Origin of the sequence: Stenotrophomonas sp. Nf1, from assembly GCF_003028475.1 — a bacterium.
Classification (GTDB): Bacteria; Pseudomonadota; Gammaproteobacteria; order Xanthomonadales; family Xanthomonadaceae; genus Stenotrophomonas.
Window position 1 is genome coordinate 39163 of sequence record NZ_PYTV01000004.1, and the last position, 12459, is coordinate 51621.

A 12459-nucleotide genomic window follows, 5' to 3' on the forward strand; every position below is an offset into this window, starting at 1 on the left:
ACCCCAACGACGCAAGAAAAGAACCTGGCCTTACCAGCCTTCCAGCACGATCTTGCCCTTGGCGCGATGGCTCTCCAGCAGCGCATGGGCGCGCCGCAGGTTGGTCGCGTCGATGCGGCCGAAGTGCTCGCCGAGGGTGGTCTGCAGCACACCGGCATCAATCAGCTCGGCCACCCGGTTCAGCAGGTCGTGCTGGCGCTGCATGTCCGCCGTCCTGTACAGCGGGCGGGTGAACATCGACTCCCAGTGCAGCGACAGCGCCTTGCGCTTGAGCGCCATCACATCCACCTGGCCCGGATCATCGATCAGGCCGAACTGGCCCTGCGGTGCCAGCAGCTCGACGATCTGCGCGTAGTGCTGGTCCGAATGGGTCAGGCTGGCCACGTGCTGCACCTCGCTGATGCCCAGCCGTGCCAGGCCCTCGGCCAGTGGCTGGCTGTGGTCGATGACGTGGTGGGCGCCCATCGCGTACACCCAGTCCTGGGTATCCGGACGCGAGGCGGTGCCGATCACGGTCAACTTCGTCAGCTTCCGCGCCAGCTGCACCAGGATCGAACCGACACCACCGGCTGCACCGATCACCAGCAGGGTCTGGCCCTCGCCACCGCCTTCGGGAATGCGCAGGCGGTCGAACAGCAGCTCCCAGGCGGTGATCGCGGTCAGCGGCAAGGCGGCGGCGGCGGCATCGTCGAGGCTGGCCGGCTTGCGGCCGACGCTGCGCTCGTCCACCAGCTGGTACTCGGCGTTGCTGCCCGGGCGGTCGATCACACCGGCGTAGTAGACCGCGTCGCCGGGCTGGAACAGGGTCACCTCGCTGCCGACCGCGTCGACGATGCCGACCGCATCCCAGCCCAGCACGCGCGGGCCATCGGTAGCCACGCCCCGGCGCACCTTGGTGTCGACCGGATTGACCGCCACCGCGCGCACCGCCACGCGCAGGTCGCGCGGGCCAGGCTCGGGCAGTTCCAGTTCGATGTCGATCAGGGCCTGGGCATCTTCGATCGGCAGGCCGGCGTGGGTATAGGCAATGGCGCGCATGGTGGCGGTCCAGTGGGGAAGGAGGCGACAGGTTGCGCCGCGCACGGCCCTTCAGAAAGGCGCAGAATCGGGCATCACTTTCACTCCGGCAATGAAGATGATCCGCTTCGACGACCTGCACCTGTTCGTCCGCACCGCTGCGCTGGGCAGCTTCTCGCAGGCCGCGCGCGAAGCCGATCTGCTGCCCGGGCAGGTCGCGGCGGCGGTGGCGCGGCTGGAGCGCGAGCTGGACCTGCGCCTGTTCGTGCGCACCACCCGCAGCCTGCGCCTGACCGGCGAAGGCGCGCTGTACCTGCCGTATGCGCAGGAGGTGCTGGCCACCCTGCGCGAAGGCCAGGCCCGGGTGCAGGGCGAGGACGCCGAACTGCATGGCACCCTGCAGCTGTCGGCACCCTCGGACTTCGGCCGCAACCTGCTGTTGCCGTGGCTGACCGCGTTCCGTGCCGCGCACCCGCGGTTGCGCCTGCACCTGCGCCTGTCCGATGAAGTGGCCGACGTGTTCCGCGACCCGGTGGACGTGGCGATCCGCATCGGCCACTTCGATGACGCCAGCTATGTCGCCCTGCCGCTGCTGGAGGGCAACCGCCGCGTGCTGGCCGCCTCACCCGAATACCTGCAGCGGCGCGGCATGCCTGCGCGGCTGGATGACCTGCGCGAGCATGATTGCCTGGTCTACCAGCTCAGCGGCCGCGCCTACGATCGCTGGTCGTTCGAGGTCGACGGGCGCCGCGTGGTGGTGCCGGTGCGTGGCCCGCTGGTCTGCGATGACGCCGATGTGGTGCGACGCTGGGCGGTGGCCGGCGAAGGCATCACCTACAAATCCTGGCTGGACCTGCGCGAGGACGTGCTGGCCGGGCGCCTGCAGCTGCTGCTCGATGGCGTTGGCAGCCACATTCCGCTGCAGCTGGTATGCCCGCACCGCAAGCAGTTCTCGCCGGCGGTGCGGCAACTGCACGCACAGCTGCGCCAGCACCTGCAACCGCTGCTGTCTGGCATGCCCGATGGACTCGGCGGCCCCCTGTCGCCCGTCCCGGTGCTGGCCGACAATGGCGGCCCCCCGTAAGAGAGAACACCGCCATGCCGTGGATGGGCATCCAGGACCTGTGGACGTTTCTGGTCGCCGTGCTGGTGTTTCTCGCCCTGCCCGGCCCCGGCACCTTCACCCTGCTGACGGCCACCGGCCGTGGCGGCGTGCGTGGCGGCTACACCGCGCTGGCCGGCCTGCTGGTCGGCGACCAGATCCTGATGTGGCTGGCCCTGGCCGGTGTGGCCGCACTGCTGAAGGCCAATCCGCTGGTGTTCCACGCGGTGCAGTACCTGGGTGCGGCCTACCTGGTGTGGGTCGGCATCAGCCTGCTGCGCACCCCGAAGCACGAAGGCGGTGACGCCGGTCCCATCCGCATGCAGCCCGGCCGCTATTTCCAGCAGGCGATCCTGGTCAGCCTGCTCAACCCGAAGGCGATCCTGTTCTACATGGCGTTCCTGCCGTTGTTCATTGATCCCAAGGCACACCAGGGCATCGCCACCTTTGGCGCGCTGGCCGGCATCATCCTGGTGGTCAGCATTGCGTACTGCTCGATGCTGATCGGGGTCGGCAACCTGGCCCGCCGCCGGTTGATCCAGCATCCACGCATCAGCGATGCGCTGCGCCGCGTGGCCGGCCTGTTCCTGGTCGGCTTCGGCATCCGCCTGGGGTTGAACGGGTGAAGGCCCGGCGGGCCGTGGTCGGCGCGCTGCTGTTGACGGCCGGTGCTGCCTCGGCCGCCACCGTGCAGGACCATCGCTGCCTGAGCGGTGGTCGCGATGACCGCATCCATCTGGAATGGCGCTGGCTGGATGACGGTGGCGCCGATGTGCGCTACGCCGGCCAGGGTGAGCGCCTGACGCTGCGCCGGGTTTCGATGGAGACCACGGTGCTGGCCGAAGATCGCCCCTACCAGTTCGACAGCGTGTGGGAAGAGCGCATCGACGGGCGCCTCAACGGCCGCTATCGGTTGAGCACCCAGGGCGCGCTGGTGCTGGAGTTGAGCTACGAACGCGCCCGCGACGGTCGCACCACCGCCTTCCACGATGCCCCCGAGGCCTGGCAGGAACACGGCTGCCACTGGCCCAGCCCTCCCTGAGCCGGCACCGGGCCTCCGGCCCTTTATGCCGATTCCGGCAGACTGCTCGCGGTACAGCGCGCGACGGGTCGGGCATGACCCCCGTCAGTGGCAATGCTGCGCTGCGTTCGGTCACACTCGGGGACTTGTCGTTCTCAGTCACCCCTTCCGAGGCCTGCATGTCCCTGCTCCGGCGCAAGTCCCTAGATTCCGTCACCGTCCATGAAGCCGGCAGGCGCCTGGTTCCCACGCTCAGCTGGCCGCACCTGATCGCACTGGGCATCGGTGCCATCGTCGGTACCGGCATCTACACGCTGATCGGCGTCGGTGCCAACCTGGCCGGCCCGGCGGTGCTGATCTCCTTTGCCATCGCCGGCGCGGTCTGCGCCTGCGCGGCGCTGTCCTACGCCGAGCTGTCGACGATGATGCCGGCCGCCGGCAGTGCCTATACCTACAGCTACAGCGCACTGGGCGAGGTGTTCGCCTGGGTGGTGGGCTGGAGCCTGATCCTGGAGTACTCGCTGGTGGTGAGTACGGTGGCCGTGGGCTGGTCGGGCTACTTCGTCGGCTTCCTCGAATGGGTGCACACCCAGTTCGGCTGGAACGTGCACCTGCCGGCCTGGCTTGCGGCCGGCCCGCACGTGGAAGGCGGCATGATCAACCTGCCTGCGATCGTCATCACCTGGCTGGTGGCCGGCATGCTGATGGCCGGCACCAAGGAAAGCGCCACCCTCAACGCCATCCTGGTGGTGTTCAAGCTGATCGCGCTGGCGATCTTCGTGGCGGTGGCACTGCCGGCGTTCGACAGCGCCAACCTGCAGCCGTTCATGCCCTATGGCTTCGCCAAGTCGATCGGCCCTGATGGCGTCGAGCACGGCGTGATGGCGGCGGCGGCGATCATCTTCTTCGCCTTCTACGGCTTCGATGCGATTTCGACCGCCGCCGAGGAAACCAAGAACCCGGGCCGCGACCTGTCGATCGGCATCATCGGTTCGATGATCGGCTGCACCATCGTCTACGTGCTGGTGGCGCTGGCCGCCGTGGGTGCGATGAGCTACGCCGTGTTCGGCCACAGCGCAGAGCCGCTGGCGCTGATCATGCGCCAGCTGGGCCATCCGACCGCCGCGATGGTGATCGGCGTGATCGCGATCATCGCGCTGCCCACGGTGCTGCTGGCCTTCCTGTACGGCCAGAGCCGCATCTTCTTCGTGATGAGCCGCGACGGCCTGCTGCCGCGTGGCCTGTCCAAGGTCAACGCACGCACCGGCACGCCGGTGGCGACCACGCTGTTCACCGCAGTGGTGGTGTCGGCGCTGGCCGGTGTGGCGCGCCTGGACGAGATCGCTGCGCTGGCCAACGCCGGCACCCTGGCCGCGTTCACCGCGGTGGGCATCTGCCTGGTGGTCCTGCGCCTGCGCGAGCCCAACCGTGAGCGTACCTTCCGCACGCCGCTGGCCTTCGTGGTCGGCCCGCTGGCCGCGCTGGGCTGCATCTACCTGTTCATCAGCCTGCCGCACAGCACCCAGCTGTACTTCCTGCTGTGGAATCTGGTCGGCCTGGTGCTGTACTTCCTGTACAGCCGCCGCCATGCGCTGATCGCGAAGTAACCGGATCACGGGTAGTGCCGGCCGCTGGCCGGCAATCCGGATCCTGTTGATATGCAAAATGCCGGCCAGCGGCCGGCACTACCGCAGGGCGTTTCACCCGCCCCGTTTTGCCGCGTAGTCCTGCGCCTGGCGCATCACCCGCAGCAGGTTGCCGCCCCAGATGCCGGCAATCTGCTGCTCGGTATAGCCCTTGCGCAGCAGCCAGGCGGTGATCTTCGGCAGCTGGCTGACGTCGGGCAGGTCGCTCAGGCCACCGCCACCATCCCAGTCCAGGCCGATGCCCACGTGTTCGGGGCCGACCACCTTGAGGATGTGCTCGAAGTGGGCGAAGAAGTCGTCCAGGCTGGCGTGGCGCACCGGGTGCTCGTGGTCCAGCGCCTGCTCGGCCTTGAGCAGCGCGACACCCTGCTCGATGCCCATACCTTCCCAGCCGCCCAACTGCTTGCTCAGCGCTTCCTCGGCCTGCTTGCGCTCGGGCGTCTTGGCGGTATCGATCAGGTAACCGCCATAGGCATTGACCTGGATCACGCCACCGGCCTTGGCCAGCTTGCGCAGTCGCGTGTCATCGAGGTTGCGCGGGTGGTCGTAGACCGCCTTGGCCGAGCTGTGCGAGAGCACGAACGGCACCGGCATCATCGCCAGCAGGTCATCGAACACCGCGTCCGAGGCATGCGACTGGTCGATGACGATGCCCAGCTTCACCGCCTGCTGCACCAGCTCCTTGCCGGCCGGGCTCAGGCCTTTCCACTCGGCTCCCTTCGGGTCGGTGGCCGAATCGGCGAACTCGTTGTTGGCGAAGTGCACGGTGCTGAGCAGGCGCAGGCCGGCGCGGTGGTAGAAGGAGAGCAGGCTCGGGTCGGCCACCAGCGGGCTGGCGTTTTCCATGCTGATGTAGACCACGCGCTTGCCGGCCGCCTTGATCCGCGCCGCGTCATCGGCGGTCAGCGCGAGCGCGAATCGCTCGGGATTGGCCGCCAGCATTTCGCGGATCTGCATCAACCGCTGCAGGCCGTGGTCACGTTCGGCCAGATGTGCAGCGGCGCTGCGGTCGCCCTGGTCGGTGTAGATCGCCCAGAAGCCGCCGTCCAGCGCGCCTTCGACCATGCGCGGGTAGTCCACCTGCGAGAGCGCGTTGCGGTCGTGGCGCTGTTCGATGTCAAAGCCGCTGCGGCCGAAGTTGGCCGGCGTATCCAGATGGCTGTCGAGGGTGACCAGGCGCTGCTGCAGGGTCTTGGCACGCGCCAGTTCCTGCGCGCTGAACTCGATGGCCTGGGCCGACAGCGGCGCGCACAGCGCCAGGGCAAGCACGACGGACAGACGACGCAACGAAGGCATGGGCTCTTACCGGCTTTGGGAAGAGCCCGACCATAACGCTGCGGCCCGCTGTTTTGTAGAGCCGAGCCGCGCCCCCTCATCAATGGGGCGCCACTTTCACGAACGTATCGCAATGCGCGGAAAGCTGGCCGCCGGGCAGTGGACATGATTCATGCCCGGCGAACGCAGAAGCCGACGGTCAATCCACCACGCGGCAGAACACGGCCTTCAGGTAGCGCGATTCCTGCACGTGCGCCATGAACGGGTGGTCCGGGCCGGCGCCGGCCACCTTCAGGATCTGGATCGTGCGGCCGGAGAAGTACGCCGCGCGGCGCAGCATGTCCAGGAACTGGTCCTCGGCCACCAGGCCGGTGCAGGAGAACGTGGCGAACAGGCCACCGGGCTTGACCACGCCCAGCGCCAGCTTGTTCATGTCCAGGTATTTCTTCAGCGCGGTGATCACCTGGTCGCGGTCACGGGTCATCTTCGCCGGGTCCAGGATCACCACGTCGTACTGCTCACCGCGGTTGGCGGCGTCGCGCAGCCACGGGAAGATGTCGGACTGGACGAACTTCGGGCGCACGTTGTTGAGGCGCGAATTGCCCTTGGCGATCTGGATGACGTCTTCATCGATATCGATGCCGACCACCTCCGAAGCACCGCGCGCGGCCGCATACACCGCAAAACCGCCGGTGTTGCAGCACAGGTCCAGCACGCTCTTGCCTTCCACCTGCTGGCTCAGCCACTGCCGGTTCTCGCGCTGGTCGGCGAAGAAGCCAGTCTTGTGCGCACCGGCCGGGTCGGCGCGGAACTTGATGCCGTACTCGGTGATCACCGCCGCTTCGGTGGTGGTGTTGCCGTGGAAGTCGAAGCTTTCCTGCTTCTGCACATGTTCGTCGGCGAAGCTGTGGAAACGGCAGCCCGGGAACTGTTCGCGCAGGGCGTCGTAGATCCACTCGCGGTGGCGGAACATGCCGGCGGCGAAGAATTCGACCACCACCAGGTCGCCGTAACGGTCAACCACCAGGCCGGACAGGCCGTCGCCTTCGCTGTGCACCACGCGCCAGGCGTCGGACACCGCGTCGAGCTTGAGCACCTCACGGCGCAGCGACACCGCCTGGGCGATCTTGCGCGAGAACCAGCCGGCATCGACCGGCACGTTCTGGTCGGTTTCAAGGATGCGCACGGCAATGCGCGAATGCCCGTTGTAGAACCCGCGGCCGATGAACTCGCCCTCGATGCCGACCACGTCGACGATGGAACCGGGCTTGGGCCGGACGGTCGGCTTCTCGACCAGTTTCTGGAAGATCCACGGGTGGCTGGAACGCCACGCGTTCTTGAGGCGGACAATCGGAAGGGGGGTATTCATCCGCCTATTGTAGCCGGGGGGCGCTTTCGTAGAGTCGAGCTTGCTCGACTGGCGTTGCTGAACAGTCCCGTTCAGTCGAGCAGGCGCGACTCTACGAGGGCCAGGGCAGCCGGGGTCAGATCCCCGCAGGGGCTCTGACCCGGGCCGGCATGCCAACCAAGGTTGGCATCTACCAGGGCGGGGCATTTGACGGCGGCCCAGGCAGGCGGCAGAATCGGCGCCAGAAGGGGAGTAGCTCCCAGACGTTGTCGCCGTCAATTCGAGCCCGCAGGCTCCGGTGCAACGGCAGTTCCAGCCATTGGAACTGCGAGCGAGACCTTCGCCGTACTGGCGAAGCTCTGTCCCTGGATCCCCTCCCGATCCTCCGTTGCAGATCCTCGCCGTCCGGCCTGGCATTCATCTTTCCAACGGATATTCCCAATGCAGACGATCGGTAACGTGTGGTTGTGGGGCGGCTTCGCAGCGGTGGTGGTCATCGCCCTGCTGGTCGACCTCGTGTTGATGCGCCATGGTGGACCGCACAAGGTCACCTTCAAGGAAGCCCTGTGGTGGTCCATCGGCTGGGTCGCGCTGGCCCTGCTGTTCAACGCCGGCCTCTGGTACTACCTCAATGAGACCGCCGGCCAGGTGGTGGCCAACAAGGTCGGCCTGGAGTTCCTGACCGGCTACCTGGTCGAGAAGGCGCTGGCGGTGGACAACATCTTTGTCTTCCTGATGATCATGAGCTACTTCGCGGTGCCGGAGGAGCAGCGCCAGAAGGTGCTGATCATCGGCATCCTGGGTGCGATCGTGCTGCGTACGATCATGATCTTCGCCGGTAGCGTGCTGATCAGCCAGTTCCATTGGCTGCTCTACGTGTTCGGTGCCTTCCTGCTGTTCACCGGCTGGAAGATGTGGTTCGCCGCCGGCCAGGAGCCGGATCTTGAGAGCAACCCGGCCCTGCGCTGGATGCGCAAGCACCTGCGCCTGCTGCCGAACTATGAAGGCAACGCACTGAGTGTGATGCGCGATGGCGTGCGCTGGTTCACCCCGCTGTTCGCGGTGCTGATCCTGATCGCGGTCACCGACGTGATCTTCGCGGTGGACAGCATCCCGGCGATCTTCGCGATCACCACCGACCCGTTCATCGTGCTCACCTCCAACGTGTTCGCGGTGCTGGGCCTGCGCGCGATGTTCTTCCTGCTGGCCGGCATGGCCGACCGCTTCCACCTGCTGCCGTACGGTCTGGCGCTGGTGCTGGGCTTCATCGGCATCAAGATGATGATCATCGACCTGTTCAAGATCCCGACCCCGGTGTCGCTGGGCGTGGTCGCGGTGATCATCGCCGCCACCGTGGTGCTGAGCCTGAAGTACCCGCCGAAGGAAGGCTCGGGCCACGCCTGAGCCTGACCGGCGGGAAGACGCGGCCGGCGGGATTGTCCCGTCGGCCGCACCCACTCTCCCGCAGCGGTGGCCTTGGTTTCGCGCCGGCCACCGCCATTGCTTGAGGTATGGACAACAACGCGCCCCTGCCCGCCGGCGATGCGCCGGCCGCCCGCAATGACCGCTCGCGCATCCTGCGGGCGTTCAACGTCAGCCTGGCCGCCGTGCTGGTGCTGGTGGTCGTGTTCGCCCTGCAGGGCACGTTCGACTGGCGCCCCTGGGCGGTAGCGCCGCTGGAAGCCAAGGGCCTGCTCGGCCTGATCGGCGGCCCGCTGCTGCATGCCTCGGTCGAGCACATCGCGGCCAACAGCATCGCGATCCTGATCCTGGGCACCCTGGCCGGCAGCGTCTACCCCAAGGCGACCGTGCGCGCCCTGCCCCTGCTGTGGCTGGGTTCGGGCCTCGGCGCTTGGATGCTGGGCGACCCCGGCAGCGTGCACCTGGGCGCCAGTGGCGTGACCCACGGCCTGATGTTCCTGCTGGCCAGCCTGGGCCTGCTGCGCCGCGACCGCGCGGCCATCGCCACCGGCCTGATCGGCATGCTGTTCTACGGCGGCATGTTGATGACCATCCTGCCGCACGCCGATGGCGTGTCCTGGCAGTCGCATATGGGCGGCGCCTTCGCTGGCATCATCGCCGCGCTGCTGTTCCGCAACGCCGACCCGCTGCCGCCGCGCCAGCGCTACAGCTGGGAAGATGAGGAAGAATCAATCGAGCCACTGGCCGACGACGAGCTGGAGCCGCCGTCACCGCAGCGTGTACCGGTGCTGTGGCAGCCGCGCGAGGGCCAGGACTACGTGGTGATTCCGTTCCGCCGCCCGGACGAGCCGCGCGGTTGATCGACGCCGGGGTCAGATCCCCGAAGGGGCTCTGACCCCACCCGCCCGCGTCGTTGCCCGGTAGCGGCCGACCTTGGTCGGCGCGCTTGCCGTGTGCCAACCAAGGTTGGCACCTACCGGAGCACGCGAACCAGCGCGCATCAGTTCCCCGCATTCCCTGCCGCGCCCATCCCATCCACCGCCTGCCGGCCCAGCGCCGGGTCATCGGTGAAGAACGCATCGATGCCCGTGGCCAGATAGGCGCGCATCTCGGCGATCGACCCCTCGGCATTGCGAGCGCTGTCGGCGCCCTTGCGCAGGTTGCTGGCCTGGAAGTGGTTCTCCGGGCGGAACGTGTACGGAATCACCATCAGGCCGGCGGCGTGCGCATCACCCACCAGCGAGGTCGGCGCCCCCAGCGCCCCCTGGGCATCAAGCGGAATGATCGAACGCAGCTCCGGGCCGATGCCATCGGCATAGGTGGCGATGTCCTTCAGGCCAGCCGGGGTCATCATCTGCGCGTAGGTCAGCGTGCCGCCAGCCTTGGCGATGTCGGCGGGCTGGGTATCGCCCTTCCACAGCAGCTGCAGCAGACGGATGTTGCTGCCGCGCCCGATCTTGCCGCGCAGGTAGCGCAGGTTGGCGGTCTCGAACGACTGGATGGTGACTGGGCCGACGTTGGTATAGGCGTTGCCCCTCAGCGCAGCGAGCAGCTTGTCTTCCATCGGCAGGCCGATGGACTGGAAGTAGGTCGGGTGCTTGATCTCCGGCACCAGGCCGATGCCGCGGTTGGCGCGGCCGGCCTGCTGTACCAGGAAGGCCAGGATCTCATCCAGGCTGGCGATGCGGAACTGGCCGTCGTAGGCGGTGCTGCGCAGCTCCGGCAGGCGTTCGCGCGCGTACAGGGTCTTCAGCTCGGCCAGGGTGAAGTCTTCGGTGAACCAGCCGGTTACGCTCTGGCCGTCGATCACCTTGGTGGTCTTCCGCTTGGCGAATTCCTTGTGCTCGGCCACATCGGTGGTGCCGCCGATCTCGTTCTCGTGGCGGGCCACCATCACCCCGTCCTTGGTCATCACCAGGTCCGGTTCGATGTAGTCGGCGCCATCGGCAATCGCCTGCGCGTACGAGGCCAGGGTGTGCTCGGGCAGCAGCGCACTGGCACCGCGGTGCCCATAGACCGACGCCTTGGAGGACGGGGTGGAGGATTCAGCACTCATGGCCACCGATGGTGCCACGGCCAGCGACAACAGCAACGCACAACCCCACGACTTCACTGCGACTTCCCCAAGCGGTATGTGATGGGCGTCAGTATGCGGCGGCAATGTGACAGGTGGGGGAAGCACGGGGTCGGATCCCCGCAGGGGCTCCGACCCCAACCTCCGGCACCCTCGGCCGGGGCCGCATGCCAACCAAGGTTGGCATCTACCAGAGCCAGGGGTTACTTGCCGATGCAGAAACTGGAGAAGATCCGCCCCAGCAGGTCATCGGCACTCATCTGCCCGGTGATCCCGCCCAGCGCGTCGTGCGCCAGCCGCAGCTCTTCGGCGGCCAGTTCCAGATGCTCATGGGCCAGCTCGCCATCGGCGCGCCGCGCATGTTCCTGCGCGCGTTCGATCGCATCGACATGGCGGGTGCGCGCGGAGAACTCGCCATCCACCTGCTCGCCGGCCCCGGCCGAGGCGATGCTGCGCAGGCGCGCGTGCAGGTTCTCCAGGCCGGCGCCGGTGGCGGCCGAGACGAATACGCGGTCCGGGTCGTCCAGCGTCGGCAACGCGTCCAGCAGATCCGACTTGTTATGGATGTAGACCTTGTGCGGTACCGCTGCCACCGCTTCGCCCAGCGCCGCTTCACCAGCAGACGGATCGCGCGCGTCCAGCACGATCAGCGCCAGGTCGGTGCGCTCGATTTCCACATGCGCGCGGCGCATGCCTTCGCGTTCGATGGCATCGCCGCCGTCGCGCAGGCCAGCAGTGTCGACCAGGGTCAGCTCCAACCCGTCCAGGCGGATGGTCTCGCGCAGGGTGTCGCGGGTGGTGCCGGCGATGTCGGTAACGATGGCGCGCTCGCTGCCGGCCAGTGCGTTCAGCAGTGAACTCTTGCCGGCATTGGGCGGGCCGATCAGCACTGCATGCAGGCCATCGCGCAGGCGGCGGCCGCGCTCGGCGTCGCGACGCAGCAGGGCCAGGTCGCCACGCGCCTGCTCCAGCCCGCGCCGCACCTGCGCACCACCGAGGGTATCCAGTGGTTCGTCGGCGAAGTCGATGGCCGCTTCCACGTGGATGCGCAGCAGCACCAGCTGTTCGACCACCGCCTCGATACGGCGCGAGAACACGCCATCCAGCGAACGCCGTGCAGCGCGCGCGGCGCGGTTGTCGCCCGCTGCGATCAGATCGGCGATGGCCTCGGCCTGGGCCAGATCGAGCTTGCCGTTGAGGAAGGCCCGCTCGCTGAACTCACCCGGCCGCGCCTGGCGCGCGCCCAGCGCGATGCAGCGCGCGACCAGCTGCTGCAGCAGCACCGGGCTGCCGTGGCCCTGCAGTTCCACCACTTCCTCGCCGGTGAAGCTGTTCGGTGCCGGGAACCAGAGCACGATGCCGTCGTCGATCACCTCGCCATCGGCATCGCGCAGGCGCGCATAGTGCGCGTGGCGCGGGCGCAGTGCAGGTGCCCCCAGCGCGTTGGCGATGGCGGCAGCGCGCGGGCCGGACAGGCGCAGCAGGCCGACGCCGCCGGCGCCGGGGGCGCTGGCAATGGCGACGATGGTCTCGGTACGGGTCAGATCATTCATG

11 protein-coding genes are annotated in these 12459 nt (G+C 67.8%); 6 read left to right on the forward strand and 5 right to left on the reverse strand.

The annotated features are described in order from the left end of the window. Positions 1–30: 30 nt before the first annotated feature. Complete coding sequence (locus C9412_RS08905; RefSeq protein WP_107231297.1) at positions 31–1038, reverse strand: zinc-binding alcohol dehydrogenase family protein; 1008 nt, start codon at positions 1036–1038, stop codon at positions 31–33. Positions 1039–1129: 91 nt separating this feature from the next. Here C9412_RS08905 and C9412_RS08910 point away from each other — a divergent pair, with 91 nt between their 5' ends. From C9412_RS08910 to C9412_RS08925, 4 genes are all read left to right on the forward strand, one after another. Next, complete coding sequence (locus tag C9412_RS08910; protein ID WP_107231298.1) at positions 1130–2101, forward strand: LysR family transcriptional regulator; 972 nt, start codon at positions 1130–1132, stop codon at positions 2099–2101. 14 nt (positions 2102–2115) lie between these two features. Further along, positions 2116–2745, forward strand: coding sequence for a leucine efflux protein LeuE (gene leuE / locus C9412_RS08915; protein WP_107231299.1), 630 nt, complete (start codon positions 2116–2118; stop codon positions 2743–2745). Continuing rightward, entirely contained in the window at positions 2742–3161 is a 420-nt protein-coding gene (locus C9412_RS08920) for a hypothetical protein (protein ID WP_107231300.1), read from the forward strand. Before leuE ends, C9412_RS08920 begins: the two co-directional genes overlap by 4 nt. Before the next feature lie 158 nt (positions 3162–3319). Continuing rightward, positions 3320–4747 carry an amino acid permease gene (locus C9412_RS08925; RefSeq protein ID WP_107231301.1) on the forward strand — a complete coding sequence of 476 codons (1428 nt, stop codon included), beginning with the start codon at positions 3320–3322 and terminating at the stop codon, positions 4745–4747. Positions 4748–4840: 93 nt separating this feature from the next. Here the strand turns inward: C9412_RS08925 and C9412_RS08930 are convergent, their stop codons facing one another. After that, on the reverse strand, positions 4841–6082 hold the full coding sequence (locus tag C9412_RS08930) for a dipeptidase (RefSeq protein ID WP_107231302.1): 1242 nt from the start codon (positions 6080–6082) through the stop codon (positions 4841–4843). Positions 6083–6260: 178 nt separating this feature from the next. Then, complete coding sequence (locus C9412_RS08935; RefSeq protein ID WP_107231303.1) at positions 6261–7430, reverse strand: class I SAM-dependent rRNA methyltransferase; 1170 nt, start codon at positions 7428–7430, stop codon at positions 6261–6263. A 420-nt stretch (positions 7431–7850) separates the two neighbouring features. On the opposite strand from C9412_RS08935, the gene C9412_RS08940 reads away from it, so the two are divergent. Beyond that, positions 7851–8813: a TerC family protein gene (locus C9412_RS08940; protein WP_107231304.1), complete on the forward strand. Its 963-nt coding sequence runs from the start codon at positions 7851–7853 to the stop codon at positions 8811–8813. A gap of 107 nt (positions 8814–8920) precedes the next feature. Then, a complete protein-coding gene (locus tag C9412_RS08945; protein WP_107231305.1) occupies positions 8921–9691 on the forward strand; it encodes a rhomboid family intramembrane serine protease in 771 nt (256 codons plus the stop codon). 140 nt (positions 9692–9831) lie between these two features. Here C9412_RS08945 and C9412_RS08950 read toward each other — a convergent pair whose 3' ends face one another. Together C9412_RS08950 and mnmE are read right to left on the reverse strand one after the other, a co-directional pair. Next, positions 9832–10944 (reverse strand): glycerophosphodiester phosphodiesterase, encoded by a 1113-nt coding sequence (locus C9412_RS08950; protein WP_107231306.1) that lies wholly within the window; start codon positions 10942–10944, stop codon positions 9832–9834. 164 nt (positions 10945–11108) lie between these two features. Continuing rightward, a complete protein-coding gene (gene mnmE, locus C9412_RS08960) occupies positions 11109–12458 on the reverse strand; it encodes a tRNA uridine-5-carboxymethylaminomethyl(34) synthesis GTPase MnmE (protein ID WP_107231307.1) in 1350 nt (449 codons plus the stop codon). Position 12459 lies beyond the last annotated feature (1 nt).

Excerpts from the sequence above, each read along its gene's own strand:
- C9412_RS08905 (WP_107231297.1), bottom strand. The coding sequence starts at position 1,038 with ATGCGCGCCATTGCCTATACCCACGCCGGCCTGCCGATCGAAGATGCC.
- C9412_RS08910 (WP_107231298.1), top strand. The coding sequence starts at position 1,130 with ATGAAGATGATCCGCTTCGACGACCTGCACCTGTTCGTCCGCACCGCT.
- leuE (WP_107231299.1), top strand. The coding sequence starts at position 2,116 with ATGCCGTGGATGGGCATCCAGGACCTGTGGACGTTTCTGGTCGCCGTG.
- C9412_RS08925 (WP_107231301.1), top strand. The coding sequence starts at position 3,320 with ATGTCCCTGCTCCGGCGCAAGTCCCTAGATTCCGTCACCGTCCATGAA.
- C9412_RS08930 (WP_107231302.1), bottom strand. The coding sequence starts at position 6,082 with ATGCCTTCGTTGCGTCGTCTGTCCGTCGTGCTTGCCCTGGCGCTGTGC.
- C9412_RS08935 (WP_107231303.1), bottom strand. The coding sequence starts at position 7,430 with ATGAATACCCCCCTTCCGATTGTCCGCCTCAAGAACGCGTGGCGTTCC.
- C9412_RS08940 (WP_107231304.1), top strand. The coding sequence starts at position 7,851 with ATGCAGACGATCGGTAACGTGTGGTTGTGGGGCGGCTTCGCAGCGGTG.
- C9412_RS08945 (WP_107231305.1), top strand. The coding sequence starts at position 8,921 with ATGGACAACAACGCGCCCCTGCCCGCCGGCGATGCGCCGGCCGCCCGC.
- mnmE (WP_107231307.1), bottom strand. The coding sequence starts at position 12,458 with ATGAATGATCTGACCCGTACCGAGACCATCGTCGCCATTGCCAGCGCC.